This is a genomic window from Flavobacterium sp. C3NV (genome assembly GCF_046825355.2).
Lineage (GTDB): Bacteria > Bacteroidota > Bacteroidia > Flavobacteriales > Flavobacteriaceae > Flavobacterium.
This window is the reverse complement of sequence record NZ_JBKQBJ020000023.1, coordinates 50,455-64,740: the sequence shown is the minus strand read 5'-3', so window position 1 is coordinate 64,740 and position 14,286 is coordinate 50,455. Positions and strand designations below refer to the sequence as shown.

General features: G+C 32.2%; 11 protein-coding genes and 1 pseudogene. 7 read left to right on the top strand and 5 right to left on the bottom strand.

Annotated features, from left to right (window positions below; genetic code table 11):
• Nucleotides 1-236 (bottom strand): annotated as a pseudogene (locus tag ACIDC4_RS23555) (LTA synthase family protein); the annotation flags it as partial.
• A 264-nt stretch (nucleotides 237-500) separates the two neighbouring features.
• Nucleotides 501-1,316 (bottom strand): 2,3,4,5-tetrahydropyridine-2,6-dicarboxylate N-succinyltransferase, encoded by an 816-nt coding sequence (locus ACIDC4_RS23550; RefSeq protein WP_026982140.1) that lies wholly within the window; start codon nucleotides 1,314-1,316, stop codon nucleotides 501-503.
• 289 nt (nucleotides 1,317-1,605) lie between these two features.
• Here ACIDC4_RS23550 and ACIDC4_RS23545 point away from each other — a divergent pair, with 289 nt between their 5' ends.
• Entirely contained in the window at nucleotides 1,606-2,247 is a 642-nt protein-coding gene (locus ACIDC4_RS23545) for a PAS domain-containing protein (RefSeq protein ID WP_412045424.1), read from the top strand.
• A gap of 72 nt (nucleotides 2,248-2,319) precedes the next feature.
• Here ACIDC4_RS23545 and ACIDC4_RS23540 read toward each other — a convergent pair whose 3' ends face one another.
• A complete protein-coding gene (locus ACIDC4_RS23540) occupies nucleotides 2,320-4,095 on the bottom strand; it encodes an LTA synthase family protein (RefSeq protein ID WP_412045423.1) in 1,776 nt (591 codons plus the stop codon).
• Nucleotides 4,096-4,472: 377 nt separating this feature from the next.
• Here ACIDC4_RS23540 and ruvX point away from each other — a divergent pair, with 377 nt between their 5' ends.
• Both ruvX and ACIDC4_RS23530 read left to right on the top strand, forming a co-directional pair.
• Complete coding sequence (gene ruvX, locus ACIDC4_RS23535) at nucleotides 4,473-4,889, top strand: Holliday junction resolvase RuvX (protein ID WP_412045422.1); 417 nt, start codon at nucleotides 4,473-4,475, stop codon at nucleotides 4,887-4,889.
• A gap of 125 nt (nucleotides 4,890-5,014) precedes the next feature.
• Entirely contained in the window at nucleotides 5,015-6,511 is a 1,497-nt protein-coding gene (locus ACIDC4_RS23530; protein WP_412045421.1) for a malate:quinone oxidoreductase, read from the top strand.
• Between the two features lie 39 nt (nucleotides 6,512-6,550).
• Here ACIDC4_RS23530 and ACIDC4_RS23525 read toward each other — a convergent pair whose 3' ends face one another.
• Nucleotides 6,551-8,773, bottom strand: a complete 2,223-nt coding sequence (locus tag ACIDC4_RS23525) for an FUSC family protein (protein ID WP_412045420.1) — start codon at nucleotides 8,771-8,773, stop codon at nucleotides 6,551-6,553.
• A 201-nt stretch (nucleotides 8,774-8,974) separates the two neighbouring features.
• Between ACIDC4_RS23525 and def the strand changes: the two genes are divergently transcribed.
• The 3 genes from def to mazG all read left to right on the top strand — a co-directional run bounded on the left by def (nucleotide 8,975) and on the right by mazG (nucleotide 10,990).
• Nucleotides 8,975-9,565 (top strand): peptide deformylase, encoded by a 591-nt coding sequence (def, locus tag ACIDC4_RS23520; RefSeq protein WP_412045419.1) that lies wholly within the window; start codon nucleotides 8,975-8,977, stop codon nucleotides 9,563-9,565.
• Nucleotides 9,566-9,631: 66 nt separating this feature from the next.
• The gene (locus tag ACIDC4_RS23515) at nucleotides 9,632-10,117 is read left to right on the top strand and encodes a DUF5606 family protein (protein ID WP_412045418.1); all 486 of its coding nucleotides are present in this window, start codon (nucleotides 9,632-9,634) and stop codon (nucleotides 10,115-10,117) included.
• 102 nt (nucleotides 10,118-10,219) lie between these two features.
• Nucleotides 10,220-10,990, top strand: a complete 771-nt coding sequence (mazG, locus tag ACIDC4_RS23510) for a nucleoside triphosphate pyrophosphohydrolase (protein ID WP_065447987.1) — start codon at nucleotides 10,220-10,222, stop codon at nucleotides 10,988-10,990.
• On the opposite strand, the gene ACIDC4_RS23505 is transcribed toward mazG, so the two are convergent.
• Nucleotides 10,991-11,671 carry a Crp/Fnr family transcriptional regulator gene (locus ACIDC4_RS23505; RefSeq protein WP_065447903.1) on the bottom strand — a complete coding sequence of 227 codons (681 nt, stop codon included), beginning with the start codon at nucleotides 11,669-11,671 and terminating at the stop codon, nucleotides 10,991-10,993.
• Nucleotides 11,672-11,876: 205 nt separating this feature from the next.
• On the opposite strand from ACIDC4_RS23505, the gene ACIDC4_RS23500 reads away from it, so the two are divergent.
• Nucleotides 11,877-14,264: a heavy metal translocating P-type ATPase gene (locus ACIDC4_RS23500; protein ID WP_412045417.1), complete on the top strand. Its 2,388-nt coding sequence runs from the start codon at nucleotides 11,877-11,879 to the stop codon at nucleotides 14,262-14,264.
• The last annotated feature ends 22 nt before the right edge of the window (nucleotides 14,265-14,286 follow it).

Genomic DNA, 14,286 nt, shown 5'->3' with positions numbered 1-14,286 from the left:
TATTTTAGATTATATTTAAAATTGCCAGGAAATAAGTAACCTACAAGAAATATAATATTTATATAAGCAATAGAGGAAAGATCAAAGATTAAACCTCCAGTAAATATTTTTGAAGAAAATTTATCAAAAAGATCAATATTCATTGCAAGAAATAAAACTCTGCAAATGCTGTAAGCTACTGTAATAACAAAAAACTTTTTTAAAAATAAAATGATGTTTTTTTTATAATTAACCATTAACCGTGTTTTAATTGTTTTTACATTGAAGAATAAATACAGAAAAACGGATTATAATATGGTGTGTTTTTAAAATACCATTCGCTTGCATAAACTCTAATAAAAGAAATTTTTAATTGCGCAAATTTTACTTTTTGTTTAAGGTTAAATAGCTAATAAAAGTTATTATTATAATAGAATAAGTTTTTTTTGTTGAAAGTATGTATGAAAAAAAACATCCTCCTGTTGAAGGAAGATGTTTTGTAAAACTATTAAAAATAAATATTATACCGCAACGTCGTATTCACGAAGTGCGTTATTTAATGAAGTTTTTAAATCTGTAGATGGTTTACGTGTACCAATAATCAGGGCACATGGAACCTGAAATTCACCGGCAGCGAATTTTTTAGTATAACTTCCAGGAATTACTACTGAACGTGCAGGAACAAAACCTTTCATTTCAACAGGCTCGTCTCCGGTAACATCGATAATTTTTGTTGAAGCAGTCAAACATACGTTAGCACCAAGAACAGCCTCTTTACCTACATGCACACCTTCAACAACAATACAACGAGAACCAATAAAGGCACCATCTTCGATAATTACAGGAGCAGCTTGTAATGGCTCTAAAACCCCACCAATACCAACACCACCGCTTAAGTGAACATTTTTACCAATTTGCGCACAACTACCAACAGTTGCCCAAGTGTCAACCATAGTTCCTTCGTCAACATAAGCACCAATATTTACATAACTTGGCATCAAAATAACACCACTAGAAATATAAGCTCCGTAACGCGCAACAGCATTTGGTACTACACGAATTCCTTTTTCAGCATAACCTCTTTTTAGTAACATTTTGTCGTGATATTCGAAAATACCAGATTCCCATGTTTCCATTTTTTGAATTGGGAAATACATCACAACAGCTTTCTTCACCCATTCGTTTACTTGCCATTTGTCACCAACTGGTTCAGCACAACGTAATTTTCCTGCATCTACCAATTCTATAACTTCTCTGATAGCATCAGTTGTAGTAGTTTCTTGTAATAAAGCTCTGTTTTCCCAAGCTTGTTCGATTATAGTCTGTAAAGAATTCATAAGTTTTAATTTTTGGCAAAGATAGCGTATTTGTACAAATGCAAAAAGGTAATTGCTTTTGAAAATGTTACAGATTTAACTTTTTGTTTTTAATTTGATAAATAAAATACAATGGCTATAGTTGATTTTTTTGGCAGATTACGCCACTAAAAGTTTTTTTAATGTCAGAATATGACAAAAGTCAGGTTTTGACTTTTTTGTTCTAATTAATTTCGCACCATGAATTTCTCGAAAAAGATACGAGAAAATTAAAATACCATTCCAAAACAAATTATATAAGCAGCAAGACATGAATCAGGAAAATCAACTTCAGGGACAAAGAACTATTATTGATAAAGAAGTCTCTTGGGACAAAACTCAGGTGATTATGAGTAAAACAAATGCCTTTGGTATTATTGAATATGCCAATGAGACTTTTGTTGATGTTTGTGGTTATGAGGATTATGAATTAATGGGGCAACCGCACAATATTATTCGCCACCCGGATATGCCGCGAGTAATCTTTAAAGTACTTTGGGAAAACCTTAAAAACGGAAAAAACTTTCACGCTATTGTAAAAAATCTGGCGAAATCAGGGAGATTCTATTGGGTAATTACTGATTTTGAAATTTCGAGAGATGAGAACGATGTGATTGTGAATTATTTTGGAAGACGCCAGGCCGTACCACAAGAAGTTATTGCATTGCATATTGAGCCTCTTTATAAAAAACTTTTGCAGATTGAAGCAGCAAGTGGAATGGAATTTAGTGAAAAATACCTGATTGGATTCTTAGAAGAAAAAAAGAAAAGTTATGTTGAATATATTAAGGACCTGATTTTTGAACACGAAAGGGGTCAGGCAAAATTTACTCAATATGAAGAACGAGCAATAGTAGAGGAGGAAGAAGAAGAGGAAGAAAGAGGTTTCTTCAGAAGATTATTTAATAGATAGTATTTGATTTTTTTAGGTTTTGAATATTTGGAAAAAAAAGTCCGTTTTGAGTTTTCAAAACGGACTTTTTATTTAGAGTGCTAGCTTATTGTAAATAATTCTTTCGTTGAAAGATTGTATATAAGCTTTTATGAATTTTTCGTATTCTTTAACTTTAGGTTTGTCCTTATTAATTAAATTGTCTTCTAATAAAACGTCTTTTTTCCAGTTATAAAGACCAATGGTTTGGTTATTGGCAAAAGCTAAATAGTAGTCGTCTTTAATATAATGGTATGTTCCCTGAAGATAATACACCACAAAGTTATCTTTAGATTTATAGCTTTTACCAAAGCTTATCATATCGGTTTTTATGTTTAGATAATCTAAGATACTTGGCATAATGTCTATCTGTTGAAAGTTCTTCTCATTAACACCTACCAATTCAGGATTCGAAGGATCAAAGAATAAAATTGGAATTCTAAATTTTCCAATATTAGTTTGATCGGTCTCTTTATCGCCTCCCGCCGAAGTATGATCAGAAGAAATTACAAAAAGAGTGTTGTTGTACCATTTTTGCTTTTTTGCAGTTTCAAAAAACTTTTTCAATGCATAATCGCTGTAAGCAATACTTTCCTGGATAACCGTTGTTCCTTTAGGAAATTTTCCTTTGTATTTCTCTGGTATAATATAAGGGTTGTGTGACGAAATAGTAAATAACGAACTGAAAAAAGGCTGTTTAAATGAGGATAATTTCTCGGCGTAAAATTGTAAAAACTCTTCGTCAAAAATTCCCCATCGTCCGTCAAAAGCTTCTTTACCTATATATTGGTCTTTTCCAAAGTACTGATCAAATCCTGCTACTTTTGCATATTGGTCAAAGTTTTGACTTCCGTTGAAAGCGCCATGAAAAAAAGAAGTTTTATAACCTTCTTCTTTAAAAATTTTCGGAAGACCATTTATTTTGTTCAAAGAATAACTAGAGGTGATAAACGAATTGTTCATTAAACTAGGAATACTCGAAAGTATCGAAGGAACAGCATCAATAGATACTTTTCCGTTAGCAAAACCATTTTTAAAATAGTATGATTTTGTAATAAGAGAATCTAAAAAAGGAGTTTGTCCACGTCCAACATTTTCATTTCCAAAACTTTCTAAAATCAAAATAACTACATTTTTTTTGATAGCAGGTTTATTTGGGTGTAAGGAAATAACGGGATTGTAAATTGCTTTTAATTCTTTTGTATTATAATAAGTCGTGTTTTCAATATCTTCTTTTTTTGCAATAGTTTTTAAAATAGTAAAAGGAGTATTCAATACTAAAGCAGTGTTGCTTAAGGCTCCATATTTAATTCCGTCAACAATTTTTATAGGCTTTTTTTGCAGTCCCCCACGTCCCAGAATTAATAAAACGGCAACTGAAACGATGAGATAGCTAAATTTTAAAAAGTAGTCTTTTTTAGTTAAATCTTGTCGTGTTATATTTTTATTCAGATCAGGAAGTAATTTCCAAAATAAGATACTTATAGCGATAAAGATAAGTCCAATATACCAGAACTCTGCTAAAAACGAAGGAATTAATCCTATTGCTTCCTGCTCCATGCCTTTTGCGGTAATCATGCCAAAAGTACTTCTTCTTGAAGTAAAGCGATAGTAGATAATATCGATGAAATTAGTTGCTATAAATATAAGATTGACAACGTAAAAAGTAATCTTAAGTATACGTTGATAAAGGTCATTGTATTTGAAATTTCCCGGAAGTAAATGAGCAACAAGAAAAATAATATTTAAATAGCTGATAGCAGCTAAATCAAACAAAATTCCTCCTGTAAAAGTTTGAAGAGTAAAATCATCAAATAAATCCAAATTCATAAAATAAAATAGAGCTCTGCTTAACTGGTATATTATAACGATTAAAAAAAATCTTTTTAAAAAGAGAGCAATACATTTTTTATAGTTATTCATTTAGGGCTTAAGGTTTTTGGTTGGCTTATTTTTGTTCCTGTTTGGGTTTAAAAAATCTGGTTTTCAATGACTTAAAAGTATCGATAAATTTTCCGCAAAAGAACTTATTTTTTTTTAAATTATGAAATAATAAACAACATTTTTCTGATTAAAAAGAAAATATGTTAATTTAGTGTGTAATAATGCAAATTAAAGGCTTAATAGGTGTTGTTTTGAGCGATATAAAGACAGAGATTATTTTTTAAGTTGTTAATTCCTTTTCTATCTTTGTTAAAAATTGAAAAATGCCAAGAATTCTCTCTATAGATTACGGACAAAAACGCACAGGAATTGCTGTTACTGACGAAATGCAAATTATAGCGTCAGGTTTAACTACAATTCCAACCAATACTTTGATCGACTTTTTGAAGGATTATTTTTTGAAAGAAAAAGTAGAAACGGTTTTAATTGGTGAGCCTAAACAAATGAACGGGCAGCCATCAGAAAGTGCGGCTATAATTAAAGGATTTGTTACTCATTTCTCTAATATTTTTCCGGACATAAAAGTAGTTCGTGTTGATGAACGCTTTACTTCGAAAATGGCATTTCAAACCATGATCGATAGCGGATTAAGTAAAAAACAGCGTCAAAACAAGGGGCTAATTGATGAAATCTCAGCTACGATAATGCTTCAGGATTATCTTTCATCAAATCGTTTCTAATTTTTACAGTTTTGCAATTTTCCAGCGCTGCTTTTTTTAGTAAAAACATAACTTTTATCATGTGATTTTAGTTTTTTTTTGCAATTATAAAAAGTACCTTTGCACTTTAAAAACAAATTACTGTTATGCCTGACAATACAATACGTTCCAATAGTGAAGTAGTGCTTATTGGAGCTGGAATTATGAGCGCAACTCTTGGATTAATTTTAAAAGAGCTGCAACCCGATATAAAAATTGAAATTTATGAGCGTTTAGATGTCGCTGCTGCCGAAAGCTCTGATGCTTGGAATAACGCAGGAACAGGACATTCTGCTTTTTGTGAATTAAATTACACCCCAGAGAAGGCTGATGGAAGTATCGATCCTAAAAAAGCAATAAGTATAGCAGAATCTTTTGAGATTTCGCGTCAGTTTTGGTCTTATTTAGTACAAGAAAACAAAGTACCGTCTCCAGATAATTTTATTAAAAGTGTTCCTCATATGAGTTTTGTGTGGGGAGATAAAAATGTCGAATACCTTAAAAAGAGATTCGAAGCTTTACAAAGCAACCCTATTTTTTCTCAAATGGAATTTAGTACTGATTTTGAGAAACTCAAACAATGGATGCCACTTGTCATGGAAGGTAGAGAAGCTACTGAAAAATTAGCAGCAACCCACATGGAAATTGGTACCGATGTGAATTTTGGAGCTTTGACCAGAAGTATGTTTAATTATTTAGAAAAACTAGATGGTGTTTCTTTATATTTTAATCATGAAGTTAAAAAATTAAGACAACGCGAGGATAAATCATGGAGAATTAAAATCACTGATTTAACAACCGGTCAAACAAGAAAAGCATATACCAAATTTGTATTTATTGGTGCTGGTGGAGGTTCATTACCTTTATTAGAAAAAGCAAATGTTCCTGAAGGAAACGGTTACGGAGGTTTCCCTGTAAGCGGTCAATGGCTAAAATGTACCAATCCTGAAGTAATTGCTAAACATCAGGCGAAAGTATACGGTAAGGCAAGTGTAGGGGCGCCGCCAATGTCAGTTCCACATATCGATACACGTGTTATTGATGGCGAAAAAGCATTACTTTTTGGGCCTTTCGCAGGATTTTCGACTCGTTTCTTAAAGAACGGATCTTATTTGGATTTACCATTATCAATAAAAGCAAACAATTTAATTCCGATGTTATCAGCGGGATTTCATAATATACCCTTAACAAGATATTTAATTGAGCAGGTTCGTCAGTCTCCAAAAGACAGAATGAAAGCTTTACGCGAATATTTACCAACAGCACGTTCTAAAGACTGGAAATTAGAGAAAGCTGGACAACGTGTTCAGGTGATTAAAAAAGACGAAAAAGAAGGTGGAGTTTTAGAATTTGGTACAGAAGTGATCAATACTCATGACGGAACATTAGCCGTATTACTAGGAGCTTCTCCCGGAGCATCGACTGCAGTTGCAATTATGGTTGATTTAATTAGCAGATGTTTTACTGATCAGGTAAAAACACCGGAATGGCAAGCGAAAATGAAAACGATGATCCCTTCTTACGGACAAACTCTAAATGATAAGCCAGAGCTTTTAAAAGAACTTAGAAAACATACTTCTGAAGTTTTAAAACTAAATAATTAAGCTCAATTTTTTATAGTATAAACAACAAATCCAGATGAATTAATCTGGATTTGTTGCTTTAAATTCTTCTGTAATTTTTAAAATCTTTTCGGCCAGATTACTCATCCAGATCAATTGTTCAATGACCATTTGAGCTTCCTGCATTTTCGCCTGACGTGTTTCTTTGTCCAGTTCATCATCTTTAATCAAACGGGTAAAATTGACGCGTTTGAGCTCTTCAAATTGTAAAGTAACATCTTCCTTATCAAAAAAAGTGTCTGTTAAAATCACTTCGTTTCGTAAAATAGAAATCGAATGGTCCAAGTTTGAAAGTATCGTTTTTATAATATAATTAAACGATTCTGAAGCTGATGTTGTCTGGTGCGACTGAATATATGTCGATAATGACGCTAAAGCGGATAATATCGAATGATTTAAAACCACGAGTTTATTGACTAACGGCAGTGTTTTTTGTTTCGATTTTGGCTCCTGCATCATACGCTGAAAAGAGGTCATCAAGTTTCCAATTTCAACAAAAGCATTTTTTCTTGCCAATCGATATGAAGTTGGGATTTCGCCTTTTTTATTATAAAAATCTGCAATTTCCTTAAGGTAATTTCTATTGGCTCTAATCGAATTTTCGATATGAATTGGTGTATTAATGAATTCCCAGGCCGGCCATAAAAACTGATTAGCCAAAAACGCTAAAGTCGCTCCCGCTAATGTGTCTAAAACACGAAACTGAATTACTTCTACAACATTGGGAGTTAAAATTCCGTATATAAAAACGACATACATCGTAACAAAAGTGGCGCTTATTTTATAATTGATCTGAGTAAAAGAGATACCAAGAAGCATGCATACAATAGATAATATACTAAGCGCAACGTGATTCTGTATTACAGATACGATTCCAAAAGCCAGTAAACCTCCCAGGATAGTCCCGAAGATTCTGTTATAAGAACGTTCTTTCGTTAAGCCATAACCCGGACGCATGATCACGACAATGGTTAATAAAATCCAATAGACGTTTTGAAAAGCTAAAAATTGTCCAATTGTAAATCCAATTAAAATGGTAATAGTTAATCGTACAGAATGCCTGAAAATAGAAGAAGAAAAGCTTAAATTTTCGATTAAAGTACGCAACGGATAATATTGAGGGGTTAAGAATTTCTCTAATTCTTTATCTTTGTCCTTTAATTTAAAAGATTGCATCGCAAGCGAAAAAGCACGTTGGATAATTTTGATTTTCCCAACCTGATTTTTAGCATATTTCAGCATATTGGTCAGCATCAAAACGCCTTCTGCAGCTTCTTCCTTTCCTAAGGTTTTTTCGTAGTCAAAAATGGCAAATTCAAGCGCGTCAAGTTCGTTTTTTAAATCATTTTTATCAACGTATACACTAATATTATGTACGTTTTTAGAGAGCTTCTTTAATGTAGAAGCCAGTTTGTAAGCTACATTTTGATAAGTTCTTAAAACATCGGGATGTTTGGCAAATTTTTCGTGAAGTTTGCTATGATCGAATGATGTGTATAAGGCAAGCTCCTGAATTTCTACCAAAGTAATAAAAACAAGCAGCATTTTTCGATTTTGACTTGTTGTTGCTGATGCGTTTTGATTTCCAATAAGCATTCTTCGTAAATCCTCATGAATTAAATTCAGATCGACTTGTATGGCCAATTGTTTTTCGATGATTTTCTGGCGATTGGCTTCAGGGCTCCATAAATCACCTCTTAACTTTAAATACTTTGCCGTTAGTTTTATGCCTTCGGCAATTTGCAATTCGACATATTTATAAGGTTGTACAAAATGAAAAACCAATGAAACAATCAAATACAATATACCGCCAACAAATATAAAACCTGAATATTCAAAAGCTGCCCAGCCTTCGTGTAAATGTCCAAAGGATAACGAAATAGATAATAAAGCAGAGAACGATACCAATGTAGCACGCTGCCCGTAAACAGAAATCATCGAACATAAAAAAAGTAATAATCCTAAAAAAGGATAAAACAAATAAGGATAGGGATACGCGAGATTTACTAATAAATTGACACCCGAAACTATAAAAGATGCCACAATAAGACCTTTTATTTTATGGCTTAAAGAGCTGGGAACATCACTGGGATAGGTATAGAAAGCTCCTAAAGCAATTGTAAAGCCTATTTCGAAATGACCTAGGAAATTTAAAATTAAAACAGGAACAACAGAAGCAATAGTTACTTTAGAGGCGTTTAAAAAAGAAGTACTGTTAGTAAATTTCGAGATACGATCAAACATTATGGTAAGGTTTACAAACAAAAGTACGAATTGTACGAATTAATTTGGCATAATTATGGATGAGATTTTACGAAGCTGCTAAAAAATGCGATATAATATATCTTTAGAATTATTCATTGACTATTTTTTACTATTTTTGCCAGCTGAATTATGAGAACTAAATTCAGGAGTTTTCATTAGATAAAATATAAAAAAAGACAAATGATTTTACCAATTGTAGGATATGGTGATCCTGTTTTAAGAAAAGTGGGTGAGGCAATTACGCCAGAATATCCAAACTTAAAAGAAACAATAGCAAACATGTATGAAACCATGTACAACGCTTACGGAGTAGGGCTTGCTGCCCCACAAGTGGGTATGCCAATTCGTTTGTTTGTTATTGATACGACTCCTTTTAGTGATGATGATGATTTACCTTCAGATGAGCAAAAAGATTTAAAAGGTTTCAAAAAAACTTTTATCAATGCTAAGATTGTCAAAGAAGAAGGCGAAGAATGGAGTTTTAATGAAGGTTGTTTGAGTATTCCTGATGTTCGCGAAGATGTTTATAGAAAACCAACCGTGACGATAGAATATTGCGAAGAAGATTTTGTAGTAAAAACAGAAGTTTTTGATGGTTTGATCGCAAGAGTTATTCAACATGAATACGACCATATCGAAGGAGTTTTATTTACGGATAAAATATCATCTTTGAAAAAACGTTTGATTCAAAAGAAATTAAAAAATATTACCGAAGGCAAAACGTTTCAGGAATATAGAATGAAATTTGCTGCTGCTAAAAAAGGGAGATAATTGATCTAAGAAATTAGAATCAATAAAATATAATAAATCAAATTCTTAATACTAATTTTAATAAACATGAATTTAGAGAAAATTTTAGCCATTTCTGGGAAACCAGGTTTATATGTATTGAAAGTGCAAACTCGTACAGGCTTTGTGGCAGAATCATTGACAGACGGAAAAAAAATTACTGTTAACCTGAAAAGTAACGTTAGTTTATTATCAGAGATTTCAATTTATACTTACGATGGAGAAAAACCATTGACTGAAGTAATGCAACGTATTGCTGCTAAAGAAAACAAAGGTCAGGCAATTTCTCATAAAGAAGATAATGCTACATTAGCGGCTTATTTTAAAGAAATTCTTCCTGATTATGATGAGGAAAGAGTTTATCCTTCTGATATTAAAAAAGTATTAAACTGGTACAATACACTACAAACAAAAGGTTTAGTAACTGATTTAGCTCCGGCTGCTGCTGAAGCTCCTGAGGAAACTCCGGCTGTTGAAGAAAAACCAAAAAAAGCGCCTGCTGCTAAAAAAGCAAAAGCTAAAAAAGAAGAATAGTAGTTTACTGCATTCAAATATATTAATCCTGTTAAGATGTTTTCTTGACAGGATTTTTTACTTTTACAATTACTTGTTACAATTCGAAAAAAACGTCATAAAATGAGCAAAGAACTTCAACTTAAAGCCTTCGAAAGATTATTAATTATTATGGATGAACTTCGTGAGCAATGTCCGTGGGATAAAAAGCAGACTTTGCAAACCCTGAGGCACCTTACTATCGAAGAAACGTATGAGCTTGGAGATGCTATTTTAGATAATGATCTAAACGAGGTAAAAAAAGAATTGGGCGATTTGCTATTGCATATTGTTTTTTATGCGAAAATTGGATCCGAAACCAACGATTTTGATATTGCAGATGTTTGTAATGAAATTTGCGATAAACTAATTCATCGTCATCCTCATATTTATAGTGATACTGTCGTAAAGGATGAAGAAGAAGTAAAACAAAATTGGGAAAAATTAAAGCTGAAAGAAGGCAAAAAATCAGTTCTGGAAGGTGTTCCAAGAAGTTTACCAGCCTTGGTAAAAGCAAGTCGAATTCAGGATAAAGTAAAAGGCGTGGGTTTTGATTGGGAAGAACCACACCAGGTCTGGGATAAAGTTCAGGAAGAATTAGAAGAATTGCAAGTAGAGGTAAAATCTGGAGATCAGGATAAAATTGAAGCTGAATTTGGTGATGTTTTATTCTCTATGATCAATTATGCCAGATTTCTAAATGTAAATCCTGAAGATGCTTTAGAACGCACAAATAAAAAATTTATTAAGCGTTTTCAATATCTCGAAAGTAAAGCCGGAGAGTTAGGAAAACCCTTAATGGATATGACTTTGGCAGAAATGGACGTATTTTGGAACGAAGCTAAAAAGTTATAATTACTCCGCTATCTTTTTTAATGCTTTTATGTTTTTAAGCATGATTTTTTTACCTACTAATTCAATCAGATCCAGTTTGTTAAAATCAGATAATAACCTGATACAGCTTTCTGTAGCAGTACCTATTATGCCACCCAGTTCTTCTCTTGTAAGTTGAACTTTCAAAGTTTTATCGGCATTTTCACCAAAAGAATCATGCAATTGCAATAACGTTTCGGCCAAACGTTGTTTTACGGTTTTTTGAACTAAAGCAATTTTGTCATTTTCAGATTCTTTTAAATCTTCACAAACAGATTGCATCAGGTTCATTGAGAACTGATTGTTATTATTAAAAAAGTGTAAAATTTCGGTTTTAGGAATAAAACAAACTTCCATATCTGCAACTGCTTTGGCAGATAAATTGGCAGGTTCATTACTAATCATAGAACGTTGACCCAAAAGTTCCCCTGATTGTACCAGTTTTACAATCTGATCTTTTCCGTTTGCACTTAATTTAGAAAGTTTTCCAACACCATCTTTTATACAAAAAACACCATTAGTTACTTCACCTTCTTCAAAAATGGATTCTCCTTTTTTAATTTTATAGGTTGTCTTGCTGTTAGCCAATTTTACAACTTCATCCTTATTAAGTGCTTTAAGAGAAGAAAGTTGTCGTACGATGCATTGATCACATTTATTCATGGCAAAAAATATTTATTGCAAAATTAACCAATATTAGCTTTGGTAGGTGCTATTATTCCTGAAAAAAACGCAGAAAAAATATATAATTGTTATTTTCCTGTTTTATTTCGTTAAATTTAGAATTCGACTTCACGATAACATGATAAATATCATTTTTATCGTCTCTAGTTTTTTTAACATTTGTTGTATCAAAAAAACAAATTTTATGAGTGAGCAGAGTTGTTTTCATTGTGGGTTAACCATAGCTAAAAATGAAGAAATCAATTTTGATGAAAAAAAGTTTTGTTGCAACGGATGCAAGACCGTTTACGAAATTTTTAGTCTTCATGATATGACCTGCTATTATGATTTCGAAAAATCGCCAGGTGCTACTCCGCAAGATATTAAAGGCAAATATGACTTCTTAGACAATGAAGCAATTTTGTCAAAAGTATTAGAATTTCAAGAAGGAAATACGGCAATTGTTTCACTAAATATTCCTCATATTCATTGTAGTTCTTGTATTTGGATTCTTGAAAACTTAAACAGAATTCAACCGGGAATAAGTATTTCACAAGTTAATTTTCCTGAAAAAAGAGTCCGAATTACATTCAATTCAGATCTCGTTTCCTTAAAAGCTATTGTTTATCTGCTAAGTTCTATTGGTTATGAACCTTATATTAGTTTAGAAAACTATGAAACAGGAAAAACCAATGTAGACAGAACTTTAACTTACAAATTAGGTGTTGCTTTTTTCTGTTTCGGAAATATAATGTTACTGTCTTTTCCGGAATACTTCGAGATCAAAGAATTTTGGTTAGATAATTACAAACCTTTTTTTAGAATTCTAATTTTTATTTTGGCTTTGCCAAGTTTTTTATATTCAGCAAGTGGTTATTATGTTTCGGCTTATAAAAGTATAAAATCAGGAATGCTAAACATTGATATTCCAATTGCTTTAGGGATAATTGTAATGTTTGTTCGAAGTACTTTTGATATTGTAATGAACTACGGATCAGGTTTTTTTGATAGTTTAACAGGTCTCGTTTTCTTTATGCTGCTCGGAAAAATGTTCCAGATTAAAACCTATAGCTTTTTAAGTTTCGAAAGAGATTTTAAATCCTATTTTCCAATTGCAGTTACCAGAATAAATTCAGATACATCAGAAGAAAGTGTTCCTATTTACGATGTTCAAAAAGGGAATCGATTATTGATCAGAAATCAGGAATTAATTCCGGTAGACGGTATTTTAATTAGTGAAAAAGCCGAAATCGATTATAGTTTTGTAACCGGTGAAGCTGTTCCTATTACTAAAAAATCCGGAGATAAAGTTTTTGCCGGCGGTAAACAAATAGGCAAAGTAATCGAGATGGAAGTGCTGCACTCAGTCTCACAAAGTTATCTTACCCAATTATGGAGTAATGAAATTTTCCAGAAAAATGTGTTCCAAAAACACAAAACGATTACAGATGCCATAAGCCGTTATTTTACACCTATATTATTACTAATTGCTTTTGCAGGTTTTGGATATTGGATATTTATTGATGCCAATACAGCATTTAATGTTTTTACGGCAGTTTTAATTGTTGCCTGTCCTTGTGCATTGGCTCTTACAGCTCCTTTTACTTTCGGGAATATTCTTAGAATAATGGGAAAACAAAAAATGTATCTCAAAAATGCATTGGTCATCGAACAATTAGCCAAAGTAGATACTATTGTTTTTGATAAAACCGGAACCATCACCACCAATAAGAAATCAAATATTTCATACGAAGGAAATATCCTTTCTGAAGAAGATTATATTTTGATAAAAAATGTGCTTAGAGGTTCAAATCATCCATTAAGCCGTATGCTCTATGATTTTTTATCAGAAACAAATAGGATTAAAATAGATGATTTTCAGGAAATTACCGGAAAAGGAATTTTGGCTTCAGCCAATAATAAAGCGATCAAAATTGGTTCTGCTGAATTTGTGGGAAGTCCAGGATTAGATACATCTCAAATTGAAAAAACGGCACTTCATATTAAGATTGATGATATTTATTACGGAAAATTTACTTTTCAAAATCAATATCGTGAAGGCTTAGAAAACTTGTTTTTTAATTTAAGCAAAACCTATCAGATAAAAGTGCTGTCCGGAGATAACGACGGAGAAAGGGCAAGCCTTCAATCGATTTTACCTTTAGAAACCGAATTAATTTTTAATCAGAAACCTGAGCAAAAACTTGAATTTATTAAGAAGTTACAGGAAAAAGGTCAAAATGTAATGATGGTAGGAGATGGGTTAAACGATGCAGGAGCATTGGCGCAAAGTAATGTCGGGATTTCTATTTCTGAGAATGTCAATGTTTTTTCTCCAGCTTGCGACGCTATTTTAGATGCTTCAGAGTTTTCGAGACTGGATTATTTTTTAAAATTATCTCAAAAATCAATTACGATAATTAAGATGAGTTTTGTTTTGTCGCTTCTTTATAATATCGTCGGACTCTCTTTTGCGGTTACGGGTAATTTACTTCCATTAGTAGCTGCGATTATCATGCCTTTAAGTACAATTACCATTGTAAGTTTTGTGACTTTAATGTCTAACTATTTCAGTAACAGAAATTTAAAATGATTATAAATAATTTATAAGTAAT

What these genes read in the sequence shown, in the direction of transcription:
- ACIDC4_RS23550 (WP_026982140.1), bottom strand. Translation starts at nt 1,316, where the DNA reads ATGAATTCTTTACAGACTATAATCGAACAAGCTTGGGAAAACAGAGCT.
- ACIDC4_RS23545 (WP_412045424.1), top strand. Translation starts at nt 1,606, where the DNA reads ATGAATCAGGAAAATCAACTTCAGGGACAAAGAACTATTATTGATAAA.
- ACIDC4_RS23540 (WP_412045423.1), bottom strand. Translation starts at nt 4,095, where the DNA reads ATGAATTTGGATTTATTTGATGATTTTACTCTTCAAACTTTTACAGGA.
- ruvX (WP_412045422.1), top strand. Translation starts at nt 4,473, where the DNA reads ATGCCAAGAATTCTCTCTATAGATTACGGACAAAAACGCACAGGAATT.
- ACIDC4_RS23530 (WP_412045421.1), top strand. Translation starts at nt 5,015, where the DNA reads ATGCCTGACAATACAATACGTTCCAATAGTGAAGTAGTGCTTATTGGA.
- ACIDC4_RS23525 (WP_412045420.1), bottom strand. Translation starts at nt 8,773, where the DNA reads ATGTTTGATCGTATCTCGAAATTTACTAACAGTACTTCTTTTTTAAAC.
- def (WP_412045419.1), top strand. Translation starts at nt 8,975, where the DNA reads ATGATTTTACCAATTGTAGGATATGGTGATCCTGTTTTAAGAAAAGTG.
- ACIDC4_RS23515 (WP_412045418.1), top strand. Translation starts at nt 9,632, where the DNA reads ATGAATTTAGAGAAAATTTTAGCCATTTCTGGGAAACCAGGTTTATAT.
- mazG (WP_065447987.1), top strand. Translation starts at nt 10,220, where the DNA reads ATGAGCAAAGAACTTCAACTTAAAGCCTTCGAAAGATTATTAATTATT.
- ACIDC4_RS23505 (WP_065447903.1), bottom strand. Translation starts at nt 11,671, where the DNA reads ATGAATAAATGTGATCAATGCATCGTACGACAACTTTCTTCTCTTAAA.
- ACIDC4_RS23500 (WP_412045417.1), top strand. Translation starts at nt 11,877, where the DNA reads ATGAGTGAGCAGAGTTGTTTTCATTGTGGGTTAACCATAGCTAAAAAT.